This window comes from Ruegeria sp. YTSA219 (genome assembly GCF_059609985.1).
Genome location: NZ_JBXWMT010000002.1, coordinates 363923 through 389091 on the forward strand (window position 1 = coordinate 363923; position 25169 = coordinate 389091).

At 57.2% G+C, this 25169-nt stretch carries 21 protein-coding genes and 1 tRNA gene; 14 read left to right on the top strand and 8 right to left on the bottom strand.

Going from position 1 to position 25169, the window contains the following annotated elements; all coding sequences use genetic code 11:
• Positions 1-70: 70 nt before the first annotated feature.
• On the bottom strand, positions 71-1489 hold the full coding sequence (locus AC2FFB_RS04865; protein WP_281971845.1) for a TolC family outer membrane protein: 1419 nt from the start codon (positions 1487-1489) through the stop codon (positions 71-73).
• Positions 1490-1584: 95 nt separating this feature from the next.
• Positions 1585-2238: a protein-L-isoaspartate O-methyltransferase family protein gene (locus tag AC2FFB_RS04870; RefSeq protein ID WP_496874564.1), complete on the bottom strand. Its 654-nt coding sequence runs from the start codon at positions 2236-2238 to the stop codon at positions 1585-1587.
• A 228-nt stretch (positions 2239-2466) separates the two neighbouring features.
• Here AC2FFB_RS04870 and AC2FFB_RS04875 point away from each other — a divergent pair.
• A tRNA-Cys gene (locus AC2FFB_RS04875) sits at positions 2467-2540 on the top strand.
• A gap of 62 nt (positions 2541-2602) precedes the next feature.
• Here the strand turns inward: AC2FFB_RS04875 and AC2FFB_RS04880 are convergent.
• Entirely contained in the window at positions 2603-3679 is a 1077-nt protein-coding gene (locus tag AC2FFB_RS04880) for a tyrosine-type recombinase/integrase (protein ID WP_496874565.1), read from the bottom strand.
• Between the two features lie 471 nt (positions 3680-4150).
• Here AC2FFB_RS04880 and AC2FFB_RS04885 point away from each other — a divergent pair, with 471 nt between their 5' ends.
• Positions 4151-4456, top strand: coding sequence for a hypothetical protein (locus AC2FFB_RS04885; protein ID WP_131727396.1), 306 nt, complete (start codon positions 4151-4153; stop codon positions 4454-4456).
• A 2-nt stretch (positions 4457-4458) separates the two neighbouring features.
• Here AC2FFB_RS04885 and AC2FFB_RS04890 read toward each other — a convergent pair whose 3' ends face one another.
• On the bottom strand, positions 4459-4875 hold the full coding sequence (locus AC2FFB_RS04890; protein ID WP_496874566.1) for a hypothetical protein: 417 nt from the start codon (positions 4873-4875) through the stop codon (positions 4459-4461).
• Between the two features lie 383 nt (positions 4876-5258).
• Between AC2FFB_RS04890 and AC2FFB_RS04895 the strand changes: the two genes are divergently transcribed.
• Together AC2FFB_RS04895 and AC2FFB_RS04900 are read left to right on the top strand one after the other, a co-directional pair.
• The gene (locus tag AC2FFB_RS04895) at positions 5259-5471 is read left to right on the top strand and encodes a helix-turn-helix domain-containing protein (protein ID WP_058239030.1); all 213 of its coding nucleotides are present in this window, start codon (positions 5259-5261) and stop codon (positions 5469-5471) included.
• A gap of 2 nt (positions 5472-5473) precedes the next feature.
• The gene (locus tag AC2FFB_RS04900) at positions 5474-5677 is read left to right on the top strand and encodes a hypothetical protein (RefSeq protein WP_496874567.1); all 204 of its coding nucleotides are present in this window, start codon (positions 5474-5476) and stop codon (positions 5675-5677) included.
• 182 nt (positions 5678-5859) lie between these two features.
• Here the strand turns inward: AC2FFB_RS04900 and AC2FFB_RS04905 are convergent, their stop codons facing one another.
• Both AC2FFB_RS04905 and AC2FFB_RS04910 read right to left on the bottom strand, forming a co-directional pair.
• On the bottom strand, positions 5860-11421 hold the full coding sequence (locus tag AC2FFB_RS04905) for a sacsin N-terminal ATP-binding-like domain-containing protein (protein WP_496874568.1): 5562 nt from the start codon (positions 11419-11421) through the stop codon (positions 5860-5862).
• Between the two features lie 15 nt (positions 11422-11436).
• Positions 11437-14793: a TM0106 family RecB-like putative nuclease gene (locus AC2FFB_RS04910; RefSeq protein ID WP_496874569.1), complete on the bottom strand. Its 3357-nt coding sequence runs from the start codon at positions 14791-14793 to the stop codon at positions 11437-11439.
• A 105-nt stretch (positions 14794-14898) separates the two neighbouring features.
• Here AC2FFB_RS04910 and AC2FFB_RS04915 point away from each other — a divergent pair, with 105 nt between their 5' ends.
• Positions 14899-15882, top strand: a complete 984-nt coding sequence (locus tag AC2FFB_RS04915) for a helix-turn-helix transcriptional regulator (protein ID WP_496874570.1) — start codon at positions 14899-14901, stop codon at positions 15880-15882.
• Positions 15883-15904: 22 nt separating this feature from the next.
• On the top strand, positions 15905-16570 hold the full coding sequence (locus AC2FFB_RS04920; RefSeq protein ID WP_496874571.1) for a hypothetical protein: 666 nt from the start codon (positions 15905-15907) through the stop codon (positions 16568-16570).
• Between the two features lie 535 nt (positions 16571-17105).
• On the opposite strand, the gene AC2FFB_RS04925 is transcribed toward AC2FFB_RS04920, so the two are convergent.
• Positions 17106-17954 (bottom strand): OST-HTH/LOTUS domain-containing protein, encoded by an 849-nt coding sequence (locus AC2FFB_RS04925; RefSeq protein WP_496874572.1) that lies wholly within the window; start codon positions 17952-17954, stop codon positions 17106-17108.
• A gap of 145 nt (positions 17955-18099) precedes the next feature.
• The gene (locus AC2FFB_RS04930) at positions 18100-18378 is read right to left on the bottom strand and encodes a hypothetical protein (protein ID WP_496874573.1); all 279 of its coding nucleotides are present in this window, start codon (positions 18376-18378) and stop codon (positions 18100-18102) included.
• Between the two features lie 163 nt (positions 18379-18541).
• Here AC2FFB_RS04930 and AC2FFB_RS04935 point away from each other — a divergent pair, with 163 nt between their 5' ends.
• From AC2FFB_RS04935 to AC2FFB_RS04970, 8 genes are all read left to right on the top strand, one after another.
• Positions 18542-18868: a hypothetical protein gene (locus tag AC2FFB_RS04935; RefSeq protein ID WP_050673810.1), complete on the top strand. Its 327-nt coding sequence runs from the start codon at positions 18542-18544 to the stop codon at positions 18866-18868.
• Positions 18869-18932: 64 nt separating this feature from the next.
• Positions 18933-19511: a lytic transglycosylase domain-containing protein gene (locus AC2FFB_RS04940; RefSeq protein WP_496874574.1), complete on the top strand. Its 579-nt coding sequence runs from the start codon at positions 18933-18935 to the stop codon at positions 19509-19511.
• Positions 19511-19801 carry a TrbC/VirB2 family type IV secretion system protein gene (locus AC2FFB_RS04945; protein WP_496874575.1) on the top strand — a complete coding sequence of 97 codons (291 nt, stop codon included), beginning with the start codon at positions 19511-19513 and terminating at the stop codon, positions 19799-19801. The genes AC2FFB_RS04940 and AC2FFB_RS04945 overlap by 1 nt, the downstream gene beginning before the upstream one ends.
• A 7-nt stretch (positions 19802-19808) precedes the next feature.
• Complete coding sequence (locus AC2FFB_RS04950; protein ID WP_417258651.1) at positions 19809-20087, top strand: VirB3 family type IV secretion system protein; 279 nt, start codon at positions 19809-19811, stop codon at positions 20085-20087.
• Positions 20077-22443, top strand: a complete 2367-nt coding sequence (locus tag AC2FFB_RS04955) for a VirB4 family type IV secretion/conjugal transfer ATPase (protein WP_496874576.1) — start codon at positions 20077-20079, stop codon at positions 22441-22443. The genes AC2FFB_RS04950 and AC2FFB_RS04955 overlap by 11 nt, the downstream gene beginning before the upstream one ends.
• A gap of 197 nt (positions 22444-22640) precedes the next feature.
• The gene (locus AC2FFB_RS04960) at positions 22641-23735 is read left to right on the top strand and encodes a lytic transglycosylase domain-containing protein (protein WP_496874628.1); all 1095 of its coding nucleotides are present in this window, start codon (positions 22641-22643) and stop codon (positions 23733-23735) included.
• Positions 23732-24511, top strand: a complete 780-nt coding sequence (locus tag AC2FFB_RS04965) for a type IV secretion system protein (RefSeq protein ID WP_496874577.1) — start codon at positions 23732-23734, stop codon at positions 24509-24511. Before AC2FFB_RS04960 ends, AC2FFB_RS04965 begins: the two co-directional genes overlap by 4 nt.
• Before the next feature lie 4 nt (positions 24512-24515).
• Positions 24516-25166: a VirB8 family type IV secretion system protein gene (locus AC2FFB_RS04970; RefSeq protein ID WP_496874578.1), complete on the top strand. Its 651-nt coding sequence runs from the start codon at positions 24516-24518 to the stop codon at positions 25164-25166.
• Positions 25167-25169: the final 3 nt, after the last annotated feature.

A 25169-nucleotide genomic window follows, 5' to 3' on the forward strand; every position in this document is an offset into this window, starting at 1 on the left:
TCTACCGCTCTAACCTCAGGTCCGAGTGTAGCCAAACAATGCAGACCTCACAACAGGCAGTATTGGGTGTTTAGTCCCGACGCAGTGCTTTCAGGACCCGATCCAGATCTTTGCTCTGCTTGCTGACCTGCGCGGGGGCTTTCTTCACCAGATTATAGTAAAGGGTCGGATCGTAAATCTGAACCGCCAGACCCAGACGCTCGGCCGTGAGCAAACCTTGGGCCTGCAGCAACTGATAAGCCGCCAGAGATCGCTCGGTTCTGGAAGCAATTTCGGCAAGCTGCGCGTCCAGCAAATCCTGCTGAGCAGCCAGCACGTCCAGAGTGGTCCGCGCACCCAAAGTTGCCTCTTCGCGGATACCGTCAAACGCAACTTCCGAGGCGCGCACACGTTCCGAAGAGGCCCTCAGGCTTGCGCTTGCAGTTTGAAACCGGACATAGGCATCAGACACGCCCTGCGTAATGTTCTTTTGAACATTCAGCAGATTGGCACGCGACGCGTCCCGCGATGCCATTGCGCGGCGCACGCTTGCCGCGAGTCGACCACCCGCATAGATCGGCTGGCTGAAGTTCAGCGAGATACTCGCATCATTCACATAATCGTCGTCATCATAGCTCTCGGTGACGCCCGCATCAGCGTTCAGGCTGACATTCGGACCCAGGCCCGCGCGCTGCTGCTGAACGACCAGATCAAAAGCCCGCACTTGGTGCTGTGCGGACAGAATGGACGGGTGATTGCGTTGTGCCAGGCTGACAGCCTCGGCCTCGGAGCGGGGCAAGTTTGGCAGGCTGGGCTGACCAGCAGTACGGCCCGGCAGTTTGCCGACTGCGTTCACATATTCCGCCTGAGCAGTGCTCAGATCGCCGCGCGCATTCGCCAGATCGGCCTGCGAGCTTGCAAGCTGAGCCTGAGACAATGCGACGTCTGTGCGGGTAACTTCCCCAACTTCGAAACGATCCTGCGAGGCGCGAAGCTCTTCTGCGGACAGTTCAACGTTGTTTTGACGAATCGATACGGTCTCTTCCTGCAGCAGAACACTCAGGTAAGCGGTCGCTGCGCGGAACAGGACCTGCTGTTCGATATCGATCAGCGCCTGCCGGGTCGACAGCACCGTTTCCTGCGCTGATTGCTTGCCTAGAATCGAGGCTCCGCCATCATACAACAGCTGGCTCAGCGTCAGGCCCGAGAAGAAGTTCGAAGGATCAACACTGTTCGTAACACCACTGTTTCTGCTGCGCGTATAGTCTTGGCTAACCGCGACGGTCCAGTTGATAATAGGGCGCAAAGCCGATAGCGCGATCGCCACATCCTCGTCCGCAGCCCGCAGCAACGCCCGGTTCTGTTCCAGCAAACCACTAGTATTATATGCTCCGATGAACGCGTCGGTCAGGTTGTCGGCCCAAACCGCCCGTCCAGGCAACGTGCCCAAAGCAATACCTGCAGTCACTGCCAGAGTCCTGACCAGCTTTCCTCCTGCTGCAAAACGCATGGCGAAATCCTCTCAAATCAAAATAACGCAGCCCTCAGGCCAGTTTGCGTCTTTGTGTTGAACTAATCAAGGCAGCAGATATATCTGCCCGCCGACTATAGCGAAAATGCACTCTCGGCCGAGAAAGCCTTCAGAACTGGTGCACTTGCGTTGAATGCCTGGCGCCAGGTAACGCGATCGCCTGATTTGTGGCCTATACGGACGGTCCCAAGACCACCTTCCATGAACAGGCAGGCGATACGCCCATGATCCTTAAGCTGGTCAATCAATGCAGACGGAACCTCTTCTACACCGCCCTGGATCATGACCACGTCATAAGGCCCATGCTCGGCGGCGCCCTCATCCAGCGGCCCCACGTGAACAACCACATTATCCGCGTCAGCCTCCATCAGCAGCGTTTGCGCTTCGGCAGCTAGCGCTTCATCCGCTTCCACCGCTACGACCAACTGCGCCATACGGGCTGCAACAGCCGTCGAATATCCCAGCGCCGGAGCAATATCCAGAACAACCTCATCATTGGTAATGTTCAGCACATCCAACATCTTGGCCAGTGTTCTCGGTTCCAGAATGCAGCGTCCAGCCTCAAGTTCTATCAAACCCTCGACATAGGCGGCTTCGCGTTGCGCGTCTGGCACAAAATTCTCGCGCTTGACGGACAGCATGGCATCAATGATCGGGAACTTGGTAACGTCCGAAGGCCGGACCTGCGTATCGACCATGGTGCGGCGGCGGGCTGCGAAATCTGTCATTGGATCGCTCATTCATTTCCCAAGGTTGATGGGTTTGTGCCACATCCCGGGCAAACCAGCAACGGCCCGCAAGCGGAAACTTTCGTCTGTCGTGGAGATTTTAGAGTGATCCGAATGGGTGATCCAATTTTCAGTACCTCAAATTTAGACCGAACCCACTGGACGCCCCGGATTAAAGCTGCTAAAACGCCTGTCACACCACGGCAAGTATTTGATATTACTTGAAAAGGCGAGTTGGCGGAGTGGTGACGCAGCGGATTGCAAATCCGTGTACACCGGTTCGATTCCGGTACTCGCCTCCATTTAAAAACAATCACTTACATCACTCCTTGCCGTGCTTGAGGCCCCGCGTTTACAGGGGCGTTTACATTTTTGTGTCTTGAGACAGTGATTTTGCTCGATTGAGCTTGCGCAAAACTGCATCGCTTTCGTCCGGACTAACCTGCGCATAATGCTCGATAACCTGTGCCGCATAGCGAACCGACCACCCCATCAGAACCGCGATCTGGCGCAAAGACAGATCGGCATTCAGCAATCTTGTCGCCGCCGTCCCGCGCGTGTCAGACAGAGTCTTCTCCCTGCCATCGATCCACGGAGGAATCTGGGCTTCACGCCGCCACTTTGTGATCTGGTTCGATGCCCAACGGGCCGTCAAAGGCCTGCCAAGCTCTGATACCAGCAGCACCTCTTGGCCTTCCGGCGTCTCTGCGATCAATTTCTCAAGTGCCGATGTGGCGGGGATATATGCGATCTGGCCGCGCTTACTGGTGCGAAAACGAAGTCGCTTGCCGTGCGGGGTGTCTTCGAATTGGTCCATCTTGACCTGAACCAGATCAGCTGCCCGCAAACCGGTTTCGCATCCGGCGGTCAGAATCCTCTGCACCCATTTCGGCGCATGCTTGTTGAACTGGGCGATATCGCCGCTCGTCCAGATGATCTCTGTCCGGTTCGATTGGTAGAGCTTCTTGAGCTTGTGGCAGTGATGCTCTTTGAGTTTCCCCTCTTCTACCGCCCAATTGAGGATGCGTGTCGCATGGGTGCCCGCCATATCGTGTTGCTTGGGCGAATGAAGCCATTTCTTGCGCCAATTATTGACCTCACCCCGCGAGGCGCGCTCTTCGAACATTGCGACAGGATCGGCACCGAACTCCTCGCGGAACAGTTCCAGCCATTTGCGAATATCAGCCTTTGAACGCTCAGCCTTAGGCAAGGACGCACTGGACAGAAAATCGTCGACCAAGTGAGTCGTCAGATATTCAGCCGGGCTCACTGGGGTGCCGCACTGTGAAAACGCATGGAAGAATTCGGGTTCTTTGGGGTTTGGGTCAGTCCCTTCCCAAAATTTGGGGCCGCCCCGCCAGGCATAGAAATGGTAGCGGACACCAGACACAACCTTTCGCCGGACACGGTGAACGCCCTTGGGAAGGTTACTTCTGGGCACGGCGCGCTCTCCGCTGTGCAACGAGGCTCGGTTGCGAAGTTGCCTCGCGTTCTGCCGCGCTGATGCCCTGAACAGCATCCAATCGCGCGCGAATGAGTTTTGGGTCATACCACCCACGCCGCCCAGGCACCGGAGCGATACCGGTCCTACGGCAGAAGTCATAGAAGGACGCGCTCGGCTCACTGTAGCCGAAGAGAAGCGCAAGCTCCGGGGTAGGAATCAGCTGAATATGGCTTGGGCTCATTTTTCAGCCCTCTCACCCACGGCTTCCTGCCGCGACATGGCTGCCCGCAAACAAGACACCACCTGAGCGCCTTGCGAGCGCAAGTTCCGCACAGCTTCCTCTTCAAGCCAGGCCTTCACGTCCGCTGGAAGGTTAAGTTTGAACTGGGTCGTCTTCATATTTACACCTCAATAAAAGGACATAAAATGTCCATATCATTGGGGACAAATATTGTCCATCATGCAATCATGAAAGAAGAAGCCTTGGTCCAATTCAAACTCTTGCTTCCTGCCGCGCTCAAGAAGCGTCTGGAAACGCATGCCACACTGAACCGGCGCAGCCTGTCTCAGGAAATCGTCGTCGCTCTTGAGGAGAAGTACCCGGCCGCAGAACCGGATGCGACATCCGATCCAGCCGCACGACTGCTCTTCTGGCTTGCCAAACGCATCCGCCGAAGAAACCCGAAGCCTGGGACTCCTAGGGACAAACAAGCCGCCCTGTATGAGCGCATTGCAGGCGATATCGCAGAACGTATGAAAGACATCGGCGAATAGCCCTAGTAGGCCACCCACTCATATTCGTGGTTGCCTTCGTGATCTTTCCATTCAACACCGACACCGCGCCGCCAGTTTGACGACGAACAGCGCCGTGACGGCAGAACCCATTGCGGGGCAGCCGCTGGTGTCGTGCGTTGCCAGCCAAATTCGCCCTGCGTGCCGTAGGTTCCGAGGCGCATGTTGTAACTCTCAGAACAATCATCGTCGCGCCCGCCTTTGCGATGGCTGTAGTACCGAACATCCCAGACTCGGATCGAGCGCACGAAATCGAATTCCAGACCGCTGATGTCGATATCAGCACCGCCTTCAACCACCTGTGCCAGAATGACTTGGCCAAGAGTCTGACCTGATTGGTTGCTGGCTTCCCAGAATTCTGGGGCCGAGCTTTGCAATGGCGCGCGCTCAGAAACACCCATAGGGCAACGCCAGATTTGCAAAGGCGGCTCGATCGGCCAAGGCGTGATCCTACGGATGAACACGGCACGGGCATGAGCACATTCTGCTGACGCTGGCCACCCACCAGCCAGGCAAAGCAGAATGGCGCAGTCAACCTGATAGGCTTTTGCCGCTTGTGGAGCCACGGTTGAAAGCAAAGCCAAAGCAACTCCGGCAGTCCAATTCCTGATTAGTTTGCACCGCATATCAATAAATACCCTTTGAATACATTACTATATTATTGATACACTAGCTCCAACCTCAACCTTCACACCATATGCGAGCATAGTGTTTATGATGTTCGCGTGCGTTTTGTGGAATATATTCCGTAGAGCGGTTCTTGTGATCTGGCCGAATAGAGGCCATGAAATTACGGGAACGAGTAGGGTTAAATGTCCGGAATCTAAGAAGTTCCAGAGGATTGAGCCAAGAACAACTAGCTTTGGCTGCAAACATAGATCGCAGCTATATCAGCGAGATCGAACTCGCCAAAAATTCAGCATCAATCGATGTTCTGGAGCGGATCGCGGATGCTCTCGAGGTCGATCCCAAGGAATTGTTTAACGAGAGGGGCTAGTTTTGCCCGAACTTGAGAGTGTTCGCACAACGGCCGAAGCCATCGGTCGCATTACCTGTACCAAGACTGGCGAAGAAATAGGTCTGCTGTATCAGTGGGATAACGGCGACAGCCAGGCAGCGCTTTATGAGCCGTATAAGAAAAACCCAACTGGTACGCCAAACATGTCTGAGCAAGATACAAACCTTGATCCTGACTGCAGCTAACGTCAAGAACGGGACTGTCCGCTGTTGCGTCAGGCACGAATAGCCAAGAGTTGCAGAAAAGCTGCCGTTGGTCGAGATGTGGATACCCAGAAGAGGAAATTCAGGGGGGCAACGGCGTTGGAACTTTGGTGGAGGGAACGGGACTGGCATCCAATCTTCTCCATCCAGGTTTGACAACTTAGCTACGGTCGGTAGGTCACACGCGCGCCCTCATCGACGATATTGAAACGATCCTGATGCGATGGATCGTAGGGGTTCGGCAGTAAAGTAAACTTTGGCTCGGATGTAAGGGCGTAATCCACCTTAAGCACGAAGTATTGCTCCCGCCGCCGCCTCCGGCGCTTTTGGGCGATCTCACGTGCGCAGCGGATCTCAGAAGTACCAAGCGTAAAGCCATTGCCATCCTCTTCGCTGGATTTGACTTCGATATGGTAGGTGCGGCCATCCAGCTCGAAGACGATATCGCAACCTCTCCCTTCGTCCACGCATGAGTCATTATCCGGAAAGGCTTTGGCACTATATGCCGAGACCCAGTTTGCTGGCGTGATGGCCTCGTTCCCGTATTTCAGTTGCAGCCAACGGAAGGCATGGATCTCCCCCGCCGCCCCGACAAGATCTTCCATGTTCCGACGCGTCTTGCCAGGCACCCGAGTGCGCTTGGTTCGGTCCTTCAGTTCGCCCTTCTTCGGTTTTTTGGCCTTCTGCGGAAGCGTGACTGCCGACAAGTCGAAGCCGTCAAGTTCGGAGACGTTCGCGTCGGGAACATGTGCCGAGATGTGCGCGAAGAGGCCTGCTAGGCCGCTCTCCGAATTGTCGATTTCTCCACCACAGACAGAGACCATTCGCTTTTTTCGTTCGGCCGCGGCTTGTTGAGCTGCCAGCCTTTCCTGTGCATCTTCCATGTCAGATGCATTGACCTGCAGTGCCGTCATCAGTGCGTCCATCGACTCTGCATCCCTCAGTGCGTCTCGAATACTTTTCGGCGCAGTAGAGGGGATGTCCCCGCGAAGGAACTCCAGCACACGGGCTTCATCCCATCGCGCAGTAAAAACGTCGCGATCCTCGGGCTCCGGCGATTTGGTAGGGTCGCCGAGTTCTGCCTCGCGCCAAACTGAACTCTCGTTCTGGCCTGCGGCCGCATGCCATGCCGTTGCGATCAGCTTGAATCGGCCATGTAGTGTCTCAAGAAGCCGGCGATTTCCGGACGCGGTTTCTATAGGATCTGTAAGTGGGACTTCTAATGGAAGGCACGATACAGCGCTTCCGGGTTTGGCTGAAGCGAGTAGGTCGCACAAGACGCCCTCATCAAACGCAAAGCCTGCCACGTTCAATTCTGCAACGATGGCGCGTGCTGCTTCCCATGCAGGGACTTCCCAATATTCCTCAGCGGCAGCCGGGGGACAGGCGATTTCATCGAGCCGCTTCATCATTTCGGTAAATGACGGAGCCGCTGGAGTGCAGACCGCAAGCGTTGCGACTATGCGTCTCAAGACAGGAAGCATCCTGTTGCGATGTTCCCGAAACTGCATCTCGTACGATGAGTTGGTGATGGGCAATTCGGCGTGCCGGATGTCTTCGCGGTTCCATTGTGCGAGCTCAACATCCGGGCCCAAGAGACCGCGGGCAAGGATGCCGAATTGAAGAATATCCCGTGATTTAACGGCAGCGTCCAACACCTCTCGTGCTAACGAAAGAGATCCTGTAGCCTCTTCAAGGACCGGTAGTAGCTGTTCGCGCTGCTCCGAGGACTCAATGCGGAGTGCTAAGTCATCACGCGAAAGAACCCGCACAAGCCTCGTTAGTCGTGAAATTACTGGCCCAAGATCACCACGCCAGAGCTCGAGGACTTCGTGGTAGTGATCCGGTGACAGATCTAGGAGCCTTAATGTGCGTTCGGGGAGCATATCCACACTATTGGGCCAAATCTCATCTAAGCCTGCGCGGACCTGCACTCGAAGGTCTGAACGGCCGATAAGTTGGGACAGCGCATCAGCGACTGACTGAATGTCTGACTTCCATTCCTCGTCGAGTACTAGAGTTCTCTTGCGGGCAAGCCAAGCAGCCATCTGAGGCATTGGATCCGCGATAGCCTGATCCGAGATCATGGGTACAACTGAAAGCTCTGGGACGACGGACACCCGTGCCTCGCGAAAAGAGCTGAGGAGATCATTGAAGTTCCCCGACAGAGTTCCTTGCGCATTCAGTCCGTGAAACGCAGCAATCGTCAGAACCAGGGGGATGACGCCATCGAGATCCCGAAACGCTGGAAACTCCATTGCCTCGGCCTCTACCGAGGACCCCTGGGCCGAAAGGGCTACTAATTCGAAGCGTTCTGAGTTCCTAACTAAAGACCCAAATCGCTCCGAGAAGCCCTCGGCAAGTCGCTGCGCTGCCTTCGGTTCCATCGCGATTACCGATAGGCCCAATTCTCGAAGATCTGAGGTGGAGGAGCGGCTGCTGGGCAAATACACAGGGTTGTCCACCGCGGGTTCCACCAAGGCCAAGTTTCCGTCGTGCTGTTGAACCACGAGATGGGTTGGAAAATCGGCTGGTGAAGCGGGATAATAGGCTTCCCAAGCCGCGCGCAACTGTCCGATTAAGGTGCTCGCGTTACGGTAACTGCGGGTTTCGACGGCTTCTCCAAGCGCGTCGAGCAACCGAACATCGTCTGTACGGGTCTCAGGGTCATAATGAGCGACCCCGATGCTGTTAAACAAAGATTTCAGGGCCTCACTTTGCTCAATCTTCGCCGCCACCTGCGTGGGAAGGGGAGCAAGATGCTCAAAAGTCCACGTTCTGCCGTTGGCGGTGTATCGGGTCGGAACGTACCAGCGACCGGAGGGCGCGCTCCAACTCCGGCTGTTCTCGTCATCCCCGTTAGGAATCCATTCATACTCGGCAAGTGCCACGAAAAGTGGCGAGTCGAGCGGGATATGTTCGTAGGTCCCGGTGTTCCTCATGAGGTCTACGCTTTGCCAATCGTTGCCCCATTTCAGAGCGCTGCCCATTACGACATCAAGGAACGCTTTCTTAGTTTGGTCATTGAATGATGCGCGAGCTTCAAGCCCCGGTAGCCAATTGAACTCACCAATCTTGTATTGCCCGGATTTGTAAGAACTTCTCAGGCCATCGAGCCTGTCAATGAAAATGGTCCATGTTTCGTCGTCGATCGGTGGCGGGACAGGCGAGTGCGTTTGAAAGCGATGGTGGCTGACATGGCATGTGAATGCGGGCTCCTTGCCACCTATCAATTCAAGCGGCAACCCGTCGGAAACTCCTGCGCTTTCCAGCAATTCACGTATAGTTCCACCGAATTCACCCCAATCGGGGTCTTTTGGGTCGCAAAGCATCCGTGAGCGCGCGGCCATCGCGCTCACAGTCCCGGCAAGTCGGAGGTACCGATCCACTACTGCGCCGTGAGTTCCGGTCCAGCCCTTGCCGAAGATGGCCTGAGAAAGCGGATACCAGCCGCCGCGACATGGGACGGGAATTTTCGCCATTGCTTTGGTTAGGGTTTCCCCGTCGCCACGCGCCGTCAATGAAACCGCGAGGCGGAGCGCGTAGAAAAGTGCATCACGACAAAGCTCAGCATCGCCAGTCCCACGGTCCACGGGCATGGCGGGCAGGTTTGGCGCCAGGACATCGGAAAGCACGTCTTCGCGTCTGAATGTGTTGACTAACTTGGCCTCTGTCAGGCGCTTGTGGAGGTCGGTATTTTGCCGACGGCCATCGCGGACTTCGCTAACGGGTATCTTTGGGTCAAGGATAGCGATGAACGACTGCAACGCAGCGGGTACTTGGTCGATCCCCGGTTCCTCGGGTATGTCATCGTCATGACCGGGTCGACGTGGGCGGAAATAGATTGCCCGCCCGGCAACGGCTCCGGAGTGCAGCGTTCCATCAGTGCACAAAAGTACATGCCTGCCCTGTAGAAGCGACAGATCATCATCGAAGATGTCACAAACATCCTGCCAGAAATCCTCCCAGTCGAATTCTGGATCGTTCGCAAGTGCTTTCGCAGAGGCTTCGATCGTGGCCGCCTGATCTTCCTCCAAGGGCTTGATATCGATCCCAAAGTGATCGGATAGGCGCTTGAGTGATCCAAAGCGCGACGCCAAGCCCGCAGCATAGGCTGGAAACGTGGCATGTAAGCGTAGCATGTCTGAATCCAGCACCTTTGGATCGCTCGGCAGCGGAAGCAGGGATGCTTCGCAAAGCGCACACCATCCATCGTCGCTCAGCATCCACGGCGCATCTTCGATCGCGATGTTCATATCAGCGGCCGCGCGGCTCAGGTGGTCTTGCCAGCGGTCTATCGCTGAGCTTTCGGATGCAAGGGGCGCGAGGATGTCCAGGATGTTGGCGGCCGCTCCCTTGGAGCGTCCCGCCAAGTCGTCGGAAATTGCCTCCAAAGCGAGGACGGCAGCCTGGTGCAGAAGGAAGTCGTTGTAGGCGCCGCCCGCCTGCGCGCCTTCTTCCTCGGTGTCGAAGCTGATTGTCGTGCGGCTCATGTCACCGAAGAACGGCGCGTTGATATGCAGAGCGGCCCCTGTCTCCAATGCGGTCGGTAGAAAGATGCTGAGTTTTCCGGGCGTAGGTTCGCGGTCGTCACTCACCGCAAAGGCAATCTCGGCGCGCTCCAGCTTGGGCCACTGACCGGGCAGGCCCCGGATCGACTCCTGCACGGGTTCTGGCATATCCCAAACCTCCAACTGACGCCGCCAGACTGAAAAAAACCTCGTGCTATCTTCACATGCGATCGAGACCTTGCCGAATTTCCTTGATCCATTTGCAGGCTGCACAACTCTCCGACGGAATGTTCTTGAGCCCTTCGGCGTCGCAATCGTCAACACCTTCAGATTTTCAAGAAACAGCATTGAATCGGCCGTTACCTCAGCGAGCTTGCGCTCCGTCAGCGAGGCTGCGGCGGGAGACGTGAGTGGCAGTTCAACTACCGACGCGAATCCGCGTTTTTCGAAGTCGTCGACTATGGTGCTGCCCGCCGTCAGCGGCCAGGGTAACAGATAAGGGGAAAGGTAGCCGATCTCTTCACGTAGCCAGTCAGCGGTCGAACTGGAGGCGTGTGCTCGGCCTCGCCGCGTACCGGAACGTAAACGCTCGCGAAGCGCTGGGTCTTTATCGACGATTTCGCTGAACCAGCGCAGCTCATCGGACAGCGATCGACCCTCGAGGATGGCAAGAATTGGGTTGTGGAAAGACCTTACGAACTCAGGTGCGAAGCCAAAACAATAGCCGTCGAAGCCAAGGCTGGTTTCCAACCGGCGCGACCAGATTCGGGGTCTTTGGCTGATCTCCAGTACACTTCGAAAGCCGATCCCCTTGTTTCCGATAGATGTTGTGGGATCTTTGTCGCTCTGGCCTAGCCGGGAGACGCTTTCAAAGTTGCTATGTGAAAAGGGAGCGCCATCATTAGCAACGTACAGCGTTCCGCATCCACCATCCAGCTCCAGACGCATCTCGATTCGACTTGGGGACTCCTCACTCACTGTGGCGCGGCTAACGGCGTCGTAAGCGTTCTGGATTAACTCTATTACAAAACGGCCGTGGTACTGATGTCGGACCTGCTCGGTCAGGCTATGAATGGATCGATAATCCGTTACCCCTTCAACGAGTTGATAAAGAAAACTGCGAATCTTGCCACCGGTCTCTGCACGGATCACCCCCTCGAGTGGGGCGGGATGCATGATTTCGTTGCTGTCCAATACTGAAGGTTCATTAGCCATGTGAGATCGCTGCAATCATGTTTTCGATACATTCGGAGCGGCCCGGCGAACCCGGGCCAAACTGAAATCTTGCGCCACAGATTCCTGTGGGTTTGGAGCAAGGCTATCCAACGCACACAGCGTATTCACCAGCTGCATTTGCTCGACGGATTTGCACTTAGCCTCACGCAATCGCGGGGCTCCAAATACCAATGCGAGTCCCTTGGCACGTGATACAGCGACATTGATGCGGTTCAGCGAAAACAGAAACTCCATCCCGCGCGAGGTTTCTTCTGCGGACGATGCGGTCATGGAAACCAGGCAGACTGGCGCCTCTTGACCCTGAAACTTGTCGACGGTTCCGACGCGAACGCCCAATGGAAGGACATCACGGAGAGCGTTTACCTGTGCGTTGTATGGGGCGACGACGATTATATCAGTTTCACGCATTGGACGGCGCGTGCCGTCCTTCTCCGTCCAGCTTCCGCAAAGTAACTCAGTGACGGTTTCACCTATTTCGGCGACTTCTTCCTGTGCGATTTGGGCATTTCCCTCATGCGGAACCGGCACCCAAAAAGCTCCGGCGTTTGGGAGCGCCGTACCTGTCACGCATTGGTGAGCCGTATCAGGATGACTGCTCAGTCGGCCTTCATACACCTGTTCCGAAATGAACTGACAGACCTCAGGGTGCATGCGTCGCGATACGGGAAGGAAGATGCCCTGGTCGGCTGGAACCGTCGCATGCTCCCCCAACATCCAGTCGAGGCACGACAGGTTCGCAGGCTCGGGATGCGCGCCCTGGATCACCTGAGGCAGCTGACGTGGGTCGCCCACAAGCACGATGTTTCGTGCGGCACGCCCCATGGCGACCATGTTGGCGAGGCCCACCTGACCTGCCTCGTCCACGAAAAGCCAATCAAAGGCCTGTACATTTTCGTCGCGCGAAAAGAACCACGCGGTGCCGCCCACGACATGCCCGCCATTGGCGGCCTCTGCATTGTCAGTCGTACGATGAACATCGCAGTCTTCGGGATAACCATCCTCGCCGCCAGAAACCTTGTGGACGAGTTCGAGGTTAATCGGCAGGTCTTCGTCTTCCAACGCCGAAAGACAGCCCATCAGAACATTGCGGATCGCCTCGTGACTGTTTGATGCAACCCCGACGCGGAACCCTTGGCGGACAAGGGACAGGATCGCGCGCGCGCTGACATAGGTCTTCCCGGTACCGGGTGGTCCCTGGATCGGGAGGACCGTTCCATCCATGTCATTCATCACGGCAATGGTGCCTGCAACGGGGTCTTCCCCGCCCAAAAGATCACCCCATGGGCCGGAGCGGAGGCGCGGCGCTGAACGCGACAGCAAGTCATCCACCGCCGTGTACCGGCGCGCGCCGCACTGATCGGCGATCACATCACGCAAAGCACCAGCAATGACGCCTGTTTGGATCGGCCAGTCCGGATGCAGCGTCAGCTGATCCGCCAGAAGATCCGCTTTGCCCGGACCTGCTTTCACCGTGATCTGACGGGCGCGGCGATCCATGGTATCGATCCCGACCGTTGTAGGTGGGCTATCAAATACAGGAACCGTCGCCTTTTTTCCTCCCCGCAGTTTCGTCTCCTGTTCAGGATAGGTGTAGCTGCGCACGAATGATCGCTTGACGGGTTCAATGGGCCCCGCCGCCTCAAGCCCAGCAAGTGCATCAAGGTCGTCGAGCAGATCGTCCTCGTCCTTTGCGGCGCTATCGAACACGGCCCATTGCGCGGGCTTCACCTCGCGGCTGTGAAAAACGCCCAGGTTGAACAGCATATCCTGCCGCGCCTCGGGCAAGCCGGACCCTGCCAGCATGTTCCGCAAAGCTTGCGTATCGGCATCCTCGTCGACCTCTTTATCTCCTGCGTCCGGGGCAAGTACCGGCCAAGGGCCAGCAGGTCGGATGCCAACCAGCCAGTCGCGCAATTCCTCGGTCGAGATACAGTCGATGCGGTTGTAATCCTCGATCTCGTCCAGAATCTGCTGGTCCTGCGTTTCGCGCCAGCGCTCATAGGCCACGACCGAGCCGCCCGCCGTTTTAACCTCACCGTCGCGCTTGCGGTCGTAGAAAGCCTCCATCGACTTGATGGAATAGTTCGGCTCCGATCCGATCAGCCCGCAACGCACGACGGCGAACAGATCCACGAAGCGGCGTTCCCTCAATAGCCGGTCGAGGAAAGCCTCACCGATCCCATATTTGGTGGTCAGCCGCTTGAGCGCAGTGATCTCATAGGGCGCGTAGTGATAGATGCGCGCGGCGGGGTATAGCGTAATCCGCGCACGGAAGAACGCCAGTAAGTCGGACAATGCCCGCGCCTCGGCATCGTGGTCATGGGCCCAGAATGCTTTGAACCGCCCGTCAAACCAAATTCCGTGCAGATATTCGAGGCCGCCCTCGTGGTGCGGATCGCCTTCAATGTCATAGAACAGATCACCCGGCTGCGGTTCCGGAAAGAGGTCGAAGCCCTTGCCGGGCTCAGGTGCTCGCAGTTCATAATCTGGCTCTCCGGTTTTGCGGGCCTGCTGCAGGCGGGCCTGCGTGATCAAACGGGCCTGCGTATTTTCGACCATTCCGCGCACCGGGTGATCCAGCGTTGAGAGGGCTTCCAACGTGTGAACGCCCGCCGCTTCCAGTTTTTTCACCTGACCACGACTGATATTTGCGACATTGAACAAGCTGTCTTCGGCCTGCCAGACGCTGTTGCAATGTTCAGCCCAGCGGCACAGGCCGCAATCGGCACATGGCACCGGGCGGGTCGGCTGCGGTTCAGCGACGAAGGCTTCCAGCCGCGCGCGCGCCATCCGTGCATAGGCAGAGTAGTCCGCCAGGCGAAGCGTCGCGCGGGTACCGTCGCCCAATTCGACATGCGCGAACTCAGGTACCACCCCCTGAATTTCCGCCAACAGATCGGAATACAGAACCAGCTGAAGCACATGTTTGGGATCGGCCCGACGTTTCAGTTTGGTGTCGGCCACCTCATAGCTGAACGGTCCAAGCGCCGAGGGGGTCTCGACACGCTCCAGGAAGTCAGACCAGCCGCCCCAGTTCCCGGACAGAAGCGCGCCCTGAAACACCACATCCGGACCAGCGGCAAGTGCCTCGCGCGTGGCTTCGGCGTTATCACCAAGTTTGCCTCGCTCGATTTCCATGACCGAGCAACCGGCCTCCTTGAGACGTGCCAGGTGCGCTGCCTCATGTGCATCGCCCTGCTTTTGCAACAGTGCTGCGTCCTCGGTGTCTTCTCCCGGCGCCGGTCCCGTTCCGCGCATATGCGCCAGATCAAGGGTGGTAGCGTGTGCGCAGCCCATGAAGCGCATGAGATCCGTGGCGGACAGAAAGATGCGGCCGTCGATATCCCTCATGACTACTCCATTCCAAATGCAAATCAATCTCCAAGGGAATCACCTCGACAGATTGTAAGTTCATCAATACCTTACGAGGGTGTCAATTTCTGACATGGAGGTCAAATGTCTTTCGCCAAAGCGCAGGATCTGCTTCGTCTTGCCCAGATGGCGGCTTCCCGCCGAGGTGGCGTCAGCCTTGAGGGCATCTGCGCTGAGTTCGATGTTTCACATCGTACCGCTCAACGGATGACCGAGGCTCTCGAAGCAACTTTCGTGACTGTTTCGACCAGAGACGATGCCGAAAGGCGGCGTTACTGGCGGATGGACGCACCCTTGCCAGACCGACTGCAGCCCAGGCAGGAAACGGCGATCGAGGCACTGGAAATTGCGGCACGCACCGCTCACGATGAAGGGCGAATACGGCATTCACGCGCTTTGGAGGATCTCCGCGACGGGTTGCTCGCGCGTTTGAATCCAAGGGACGCACTTCGGTCGGAAGCCGACGCAGAGGCAGTGCTGGCTGGATTGGGCCAGGTCACACGCCCCGGCCCTGCGGTCATACTGAAGCCTGCCGTTACAGATGCTGTCATCGAAGCGCTGCGCGGTCCGTTCCGGCTGCGCGTCTGCTATGGCGCTCAGGGTACTGCGCCGCGTGTGATTGAGCCGCATGGCATGCTTCTGGGGCACCGCAGCTATCTCGTGGCACGCCAACCCGCGCGAGGAGAAGACATCCTGAACTTCCGTATAGATCGGATACATGAGGCGGAGGTTCTGAACGAAAGCTTTGAGCTGGCCTCAGGGTTCTCTCTGGATACCTATGCCGCTCAGGCGTTTGGTGTCTATCAAGACCCCAAACAATACGGTGAAGTCGTGTGGCGCTTCACGCCTGAGGCCACAGAACGCGCGGCCGAATTTCGCTTTCATCCAACCCAAACCGTCGAGCATCAGGACGATGGCAGCCTGATCGTCCGGTTCAAAGCGGCGGGTTGGTTGGAAATGGCATGGCACCTTTACCAGTGGGGCGACAAGGTGGAAGTGTTGGCGCCCGCAGGCTTGCGCCAATTGATTGCGGGCCACCAGAGGTCGGATTTCGACGCTCTTCCATGACGATATAGATCAGGAATTTACCATGACAAACGGCCTTGACCATGCAGCTCTGAAAGCAAAACAACGCACCATTCGAGAAGGCTTCCCCGAAACCATGGGACTGCGCGCCCATCGTGCCATCAGTTGGATTGGCCGTGCAGAAGCTTGCGGCGAGGATGATGATGCGCGCTTCATTTTCCTCTGGATCGCATTCAACGCCGCATATGCCGACGAGCAGGAGTTTAAGGCGGTCGCACCAAAAGAACGCGCTGCTTTCGCCGAATACTTCGGTCGGCTCGTCGCTCTTGATGAAGACCAACGCATCTACAAGGCACTATGGCAACGGTTTTCAGGCCCGGTTCGGATGCTCATGGAAAACCGGTATGTCTTCAATCCTTTCTGGCAATACCACAATGGGGTTGATGAGATCGAGGATTGGCAGGATCGCTTTGCCGCCTCGTCCTGCTCCTTTGCATCATCATTCCAAACGGGCGACAGTGCACGCGTCCTGAGCTTTGTCTTCGACCGATTATATGTCCTGCGTAATCAGCTCGTTCATGGAGGGTCAACCTGGAACAGCGATGTGAACCGGGCGCAGGTTCGGGACGGTGCTGAAATCCTTGGGTTTCTGATGCCTGTGTTCATCGACATCATGATGGACAATCCAAATGAAAACTGGGGTAAACCGTTTTATCCGGTGGTAGCCTAGTCGCCCTCGCGCATGTACTTGGACGCGAGCGTTTAGAGGGCGCTACGTCGCCAGTACTCCCTTAGCCAATTGCTCGACGGTCTAATTCGAGTTCAATGTTGAATGACTTTGTGGATGCGCACTGTTGCGCCGGAATTTGCGTTGTAGAACAGCGTTAAGCCGATGAAGCAAGTGCCGTCGACTTAACTGACGCCAGTGACTTACCGAAGATTAGTTAGTCTGACGTTAGACAAGTCCAGGCAGCTTCCGCAGAGAAAATAGGTCACCAGAATTGTTAAATGCCACTTTCACGGTGGCGCGGTTGACCATCGTTATCGCTCAATGCTGTTGATCTCCAAAACGCGAGAATAGTCATTGGAGAACTCGCGCGCCTCCTCGAAGGCCTCGGTCATCAAAGGCGTCTCCAGCAATGCACGTCGTTGGGCGCGTTTTGTGCGAGCTCTAAGTGAGTCCACCCTTGGAACACCATCAGAATGATCTGGTTTTCCGACCAACGCTACATAAACCGCCTAGCACACACGCGATCTTTGACACGTTATTTTTCTTGAAAGAACGCGGATCGCCGCCCCTGCTTTTCAAAATACTTCAGCTTAAAAATGGACGCTTCATGTACAACCTGGCGCCAACTTTTGCAGCCGTATTTCGAAGGAGTTTGCTCGGGATTCCGTGCAGCAATCCATCTTCCTGCCTCGTCGACACATGCCCACCCGTCGACCGCCAGAATCGAAAATGCCTCTCTTAGTGCTAGGACAACGCTATTATGTTCCCATTCCAGCGCCTGGCCTTCGGAAACACAGTTGAATACCTTATCTCTAAACGCGTCAGATTGGATCACGTCAGACAACGCCCTGCGCATTCGAAACATATCCTTCGCCCACTCCGACAGCTGCTGGAAATGATCTTCGATACGGTTGAGCGACACGCTCAAAGACTCTTGAGCTACAACGCAACCTTCCACACTTTGTATGTCAAATTGGTCGAAAAAGTGATGAACCAAATCGTTGCGCAAGGTTACAAGCTCTTTGAGTTCCTGATCTATTCGCGCGAATTCCGAATCTGGAAGGCTCAATTGCGTCCCTAGGGCAATCCAAGCGCCATCTTCAGGCAAGCTTGAGGATGTATCTTGAGGTGCACTTTCGTCACTGGGCACGACATAAGAATCGAGGAGTTCACCAACCAGCGAGCCAAGTGTCTTGCGAGCGGTTTCCTCCGCTCTCGCCGCTCGAACTTGCTCTATGCTGTGGGCAGGCCCTGATACTTTGTGATCTGCCACGATAGCTTTAATGAGCCGCTCGTATTGTTGAAGCCGCAGTATGCATTTTCCCAGAAAAAGCTGGACCTCTTTCTGGTGCGCGCCCAGCTCGCGCTCTAGCGATACATTCATTTAGAGCACCTAGTCAAAATAACCTGCCCAGCCAACATAACACCGACATTATAGATGATCCCACTTTTTTGTTTTCGACCAGATGGTCGTCGCTAGACATTTGCAAACCCCACCCGGACAAGCCTGGGAGGTTTGATAGTGATACCTACTCAGCTTCTAATTCTAGCAATCGCGCATATTCTTCGCTAAATTCTCGCGCTTGCACAAACACCTCCCGTCGCTCCTGATCTTGGCAACGGAAGTACTTCTCGACATCCGTAAAATAAGCCGCCGCATCGCGCCTCAACAGGTCCGCATAGGCCCGCACGTCATCGGGATCGGTAGGCATCCAGGGCGGCGCAGGCGGAAGGCAACTGCCCGCGATTGCGGCAGAACCCCAGCTCAGAACGACCATAGCCGCCCATGTTTGTTTCAAAAGCGCCATATTATCTTGGCTCAGCCACTCCGTTGCAGTAAATTTGTTTCAACGCATGAAAGGCGCAACAACTCAAATTGCACCTATTGATTGCAAGATTATAATATTGTATCGGTTCGGGAGTCCATGAGGGACTGCCGGGCTAATGCACAGTTCTGCAAGGCTCGATCCTATGAATTTGATGCAAGACGCCCCCAATGTTGTCAGTGAAGACGGGCTGCGCACGCTGCTTGCCGAGGGTCATTCGGCGGATGTTGTGTGCCGGGTTACGCCCAAACGTACAGGTGCTCAGTGGTCCGGAGTTTGGACCGTGCATTGCGTCTCGCCAGATGGCGAGACGCGTCGCCTGCTCGTCACCGCGCGCAACAACATGGCTGCCCGAGAGTTCAAAACAATCAACGGTTTATCCAGCTTCCTCGCTGGCCTTGGCGTTTCGATCGTCTCGATACCTATGCTCGAAGGCAAGATCGCCTCTCACAAACTGGACGACGCGGGCTAAAGCACTTGCCGTCCTCGCAGCATTCTTTGCTGCACCCGCCTATTCTGAAGGCTTCGTGCTTTCCATGCGGGCCGATGGCCAGTTGGAAACCAAAGCCCCCCAATCGGGTTTCGCCCAAAACTATTTCGAAGGGTTTGGTGCAAACCCACCAGAGCTGATCGTTCTTGCAGAGCCTCAGCCTGAAGCACAGACTCCTGCACCCGCCCACGCTGTTCCCCGTCCCGAAATCCTCGCAGCTCTTGAAAGCACGGCGCATCGCTATGGCGGACACCCTGCACTGCGCCGCGCAGGGTTGTCGGTGACGGAATGGCAGGCGCTGTTCCAAGCCAATATCGAGATCGAAAGCGCCTATCGCCCGAATGCGCGCAGTTCCGCAGGTGCGATTGGCCTCGGGCAGTTGATGCCTGCGACAGCTGTGCAGCTTGGTGTCGATCCCCATAACTGGCAGGCCAACCTGGACGGCTCTGCCCGTTACCTTCTGATGATGTTGTCGCGCTTTGGCACGCCCGAACTCGCGCTCGCCGCCTATAACGCCGGACCAGACGCGGTCGCGCGCTATGGGGGCATTCCCCCTTACCAAGAAACCCAAAATCACGTGCGCCGCGTCATGGCCGTGCGTGATCGACTGACTGGAGCCTCCTGATGCACATTCAATTCCGCACGATCCTGTCGCTGGCTCTGGCCAGCTTGATGATTGCCGACCCCGCGCTTGCGCAGAGCATTGACCTCTCCCCGGTGCAGAACCTTCTGCAAGGCATTGTCGACACGATCACCGGCCCCCTGGGTATTGTCATCGGCACCTTGGCCTTGATCGGTGTGTTCCTCTCCTGGCTCTTCGGCATTCTGGACTTCCGCCAGGCCCTTTGGGTGCTCGTCGCTATTGCAGGCATCGCAGCCGCACCAACCATCGTGACCGCGATCTGGGGCGCGTAAAACCGACATGGCAACGCAAACCCGCCTCTTCCTCGGTCTGATCCGGCCGCCAAAGCTCATCGGCTTGCCGATCATGTATGCAATGGTGTGGCTCTTCGGGTTTGTGTTGCTGTTTCTTTGGGTCCAGAGCTGGCCGGTGATCGTCATCGCCGCTCTGGCCTATCCCGCGCTTTGGAAAGCGGCGGATTGGGATCCGGCCTTTCTTGAAGTGATGGTCACAGCCCTGCAGGAAACGCCGCCCACCCCGAACCGCAAGATCCATTCGGGGGACAGTTATGCTCCGTGATCCTGCGGATGATCTTGCAACGCTGCCGGACTGGGCGCGCAAAGAGCGCCCAATGGCCAGCATGCTGCCCTATGTCAGCCTCGTGAATGACGTGACGATCCGCACGCGCGGCAATGCTTTGCTCCAGTGCATCCGTCTTGATGGCGTCAACAGTATGACTAGCGATGACGCGCATCTGGAAAAGATCCGTGCGCTTTTCGCGGCGATCATCGCGCAGATCGGGCCAGAGTACAGTTTCTACGTGCACAAGGTCTCAAAAGCGATCGAGACCGCCTTGCCGCCGGTGTCCAACGAGGGTTTTGCGCACGCACTGGACACCCGCTGGCAATCGGCCATGGCGCGGGCAGGCCTGCGGGACAAAACGCTCACGCTCACGGTGATGAAACGCTCGCCATTTGGCGCTCGACTTCGCCTGAAGCGATCAGACTCAATCGCACAGATTAAAGACCAGACAGCCAAGCAGCTGCGCAAGCTCGAGGAGGTCGTCGGGTTTCTGCTCTCATCTTTCGCAGAGATGAACCCGCGCCTTCTTGGGGCAGAACGCGGCGAACTGCTGGGTTTCCTTGGGGCGCTCAATATTGGCCAGGAACGGCCGCTTTTCGCAAAATCGCGATTTGGCGTCATTGCCGAACATGTGGCCAACACCCGCGTCACGTTTCAGGGGCGAGGTTTTGCGCTCGACGATGGGACGGCGGGCAAGCGGTTTGGAACCAGCTTTGCGATCAAAACCTATCCGGCCAAAACCAGCTGCACCATGTTCGATGAGCTGAACCTTCCCGTCGACATGGTCGTCACGCATTCCTTCACACCGATCAACAGCAACATCATGGCCAGTCGGATCAAGCGCCAACAACGCCTGATGAAGGCCAGTGATGATGGCGCAATTTCCCTCGCCGAAGAACTGGTCGACGCGCTCGACGATCTGGAATCCAAGCGGCTCAGTTTCGGCGACCATCACATGACGGCCACGGTTTTCGCGGAGACCGAAGAAAAGTTGGAAGCGATCGCCGCCGAGGTGCGCAACATCGCGGCCAGTGAAGGCGTCAATCTTGTCAATGAGAGCTTTGCAGCGCGGACGCATTACTTCGCGCAGCATCCGGGCAATGGACAGATGCGCAGCCGCAAAGCCGCCATCACGAACACGAACTTTGCCGATCTCGCAGCGTTGCATCGCGGTCAACTGGGCAAACCTGGCCACCAAGTGCCTTGGGGCAAGCCGATTACCCTCTTCCCGACGCCTGAACGTTCAGGCTTCCTGTTCAATTACCACGAGACGGGTCAGCCAGACAAAGAGCCGACGGGCGGGCACACCTTGATCCTAGGCCGCCCTGGCTCTGGCAAGTCGGTGTTGTCAGCCTTCCTCATGACCCAAGCCCGCCGCTGCGACGCGCGCGTGTTTGTCTTCGACTATCGCGCGGGCATGGAAATGGCGGTGCGCGCCAATGGCGGGCGCTACAGCGCCATCAAGGCGGGTGAAGCAACCGGCCTGAACCCGCTGCGCACCGAAATCGATGGGCGCGGGCAAGCCTGGCTCTCAGATTGGCTGGCAACACTGCTGCACCGCACCGACAAGCCCCTGAGCCCGGTTCAGATCAACCGTATTCAAGAAGTGGTGCGCCAGAACGCCGGGGCGAGCGATGCCGACCTGCGCAACTGGCAGGATCTGGCCTCGCTCTTTGTGGCTGGGGCGGACGAAGGCGATCTGTTTGAGCGGATACAGGAATGGACCGCAGATGGTCGCTATGGCTGGATCTTCGGTCAAAGCGCTGAGGATACCTTCTCGCTCGATGGAGATGTCGTGGGGTTCGACCTGACCGGCATTCTCGACAGCGAAAGCGAGAAGGAACGCATGGCGGTCCTGTCCTACCTGTTTCGGCGGGTCGAACGCGTGATCGAGGACCGAAAGCCGACGCTGATCATCATCGATGAGGCCTGGAAAGCACTCGACAATCCGTATTTCGCAGACCGGCTCAGCAACTGGCTCGTGACCGCGCGGAAACAGAATGCCGTCGTCGTGATGATGACGCAATACGCGAGCCAGCTTGAGAAAACCCGCACTGGCAAGACGATTGTCGAGGCCGTGCCGACGCAGCTCTTGCTTCCCAACATCCGCGCTTCGACCAGCGATTACACCATGTTGGGCCTCACTGAAAAAGAGCTCAGCGTTTTGCTCGGCACAGGCAGCAATTCCCGTCTGGCGCTGGTGCGCGATGATCAAGGCTCTGTCGTGATCGATGCCGATCTGAGCGCCCTTGGATCCTACCTCACGATCCTTGGCGGCATGGAAAAAGGCGAAGCGCTGGTCGGCGCGGACTATCGCCAGAACCCCGATTTTTGGAGACAGATTGATGTGTAGATTGTTCGCCCTGACCCTCACCCTTTTGACCCTGACAGCCTGCGCGGAATACCGGCCATCAGAAGCTGAGTGCTTCACCTCCTTTGCTGAGGTCAGCCGCAGTAACTGTAATTTCGAACTGCTCGGGCCGATTGGTGGTCTCGGTGAGTAAGCACCGCCTGCATATCTTTGCGGGCTTGGTGTGGTTCGCCGCGCCAATGGCCTTTGCCCAAGGCGTGCCAACCTTCGATGCGGGCATGTTTTTGCAACGCGAGCGCGTGCTGCAGCAGGGAGAACAAGACCTGGCGGTGCAGCGGGATCGGTTGACCAAAGAGGAAGAGCTTGAAGAGCTCGAGCATGAGCAACTCCAAGCGCTGGAAGACATCCTCGATGCGGCAACACTTGGCAGCGGAAATTCCGGGGCACTGGTCGCAAGCCTCGAAGCTGGTTCATCGCCTGGGAGCGCCGCAGAGACGCTTTACGGTCCGGTCGACCCAAACCCTGGCGCGGCACAGATGTTCGGCGACGCCTCTGGCTCGATTGAAGCGCTGATCATTCGCGCGGCGCAAGAAACGCACCATATGTCTGGCGTGCGCGCGGCGGGTCTTTCGCCCAAGCAATGGCGCTGCCTGTTGCAGGCGCTGATCTGGCAAGAAAGCCGTTTCACCATCGGCGCGCGCTCCCCTGTTGGTGCATTCGGCCTGACCCAGATCATGCCAGGCACAGCACAGGATCTCGGGATTTACCCGGCCTATTACGAAAACCCCTACATCCAGGTCACCGGCGGCGCGCGCTATCTGGCGCAGATGCTGGCCATGTTTGATGGCAACGTCATTCACGGTCTGGCGGCTTACAATGCTGGTCCTGGCAATGTGCAGCGCTACGGCGGCGTGCCGCCCTTTGCTGAGACCCAGCATTACGTTCAAGTCATCCCCGAACGCTACAATCTCTACCTTGGCCGCGTCGGCGGCGTTGACGCGCTCGGCACCATTGATCCCGTCTTGCTCGCAAATTCCACCATGAGCCTGACCTCTTTCGGCGCGGGGGTCTACGGCGATTACTCCTTGGTCTCGGTGCAAGCGGCCGCGCTGCGCGTGCAGGATATCATCACCCGCATCGGCAAAACCGACGACATTCATGCCGCCATGTCGCTCAACACCTACGCGCGGACAGAACTCGCCCGCCTGATCGCCATCCGCACGCGCCTCAAGGCCACCCACACCCGTCCGCTTAGCGCCGCAGAGCTGGCCATGGCAGCCGCGCAAGCCCGTGAACAAGACTTCATGCAATTCGATCTGGAGGCACTTCAATGATCCGCATTTTCTCAGCCATCGTTACATGCGCGATACTCGCGGTCTCACCTGCTATCGCCCAAGGCGTGCCCACGATCGACACCCGCAACATTGCGCAGGAAATTCGCCAATTGCAGCAGATGCTCGAAGATTTTGACATTCAGACCGATCAGCTCGACACGCTTCTCGAACAGCTGGATCTGGTGCAGCAGCAACTCGACACGCTCAATGAGACCTACGCCGCGCTGACCGGCGCGACGGATATCATCGAGATGGCCATGGGTGGCGATCTCGACGGGCTTCTCGATCAGGAATTCGGCGATCTCCTTGGCACCATCCGGCAAATCCAAAGCGGTGACTTCAGTGGCCTGATCGGCAACGCGGCCCCTCAGATGGAAGGGCGCATGACGCAAGCCCTCGAGGATGCAGGCTTTGACCAAGACAGCCTGTCCGACATGGCCAACAGCGGCAATCCGGGCGCGGAACGCATTGCCAGCCAAGCGGGCACCGGGGCGGTGATGTCAGCGGCGGCCGAAAACAGCTATGACGAGGCCGCGCAATCCCTTGAGCGGGTCGAACAGCTGGTCTCATTGATACCGGACATGGAAACGCTCAAAGAAGCCGTCGATCACAACACCCGCGTCACAGCCGAGCTGGCCATCGCCATGACGCGCATGTGGGAGCTTGAAGCCATTCAAACCGTCGGCGCAGGCCAATCCGGCGTGGTGGATGCAGCCACCCTAGCCGAAGAGCGCCGCTACATGGACTTCACCCTGCCAGACCTGCGCACGGACTGAACCGATGAACAGTGAGGCAGAAATCATCGAAGAAGAGCTCGTCTACGGTGCACGACGACGCGAGCTTATGTGGCAGAAACTAGGGCTGACAGGCATGGGGTTTGGCATGGCAGGTTGCCTCGCCGCTGCCCTCGTGGCCCTGTTCGACGTGGACCCGCCGCCCATGATCGTGCCCTTTGATAGCGAAACCGGCATGGCCCTCCCCAATGCCATGGTTGAAGCGGTCTCACTCACGGAACGCCCCGCTATCATTGAGGCACAGGTCTACCGCTATGTGATTGATCGAGAGACATACAATCAGCTCGACAATGACGTGCGCGTGCGGCGGGTCCTGGACCAGTCGGACGGTGCGGCCGCTGCAGGGTTGCGCGCGCTTTGGACCAGCGGCCATGAGGCTTATCCGCCGGATAGCTATGGCACGGATGCCCGACTTGATGTCGAAGTGCTCTCGATCACCCATATCAGCGCCAATCGCGCCCAGGTGCGCCTGCGCAAGCGTCTCAACTCGCCGCGCGGCAGTCAAAACGGGCTCTTCACCGCAACACTGATGTTTGAGTTTCGTCCCGAGAATAGTCGGTCGATCGACGATGTCTGGCAGAACCCCTTCGGCTTCACCGTCACCGAATACGCGATCCGCTCGGATCGTCTGGAGTAACCA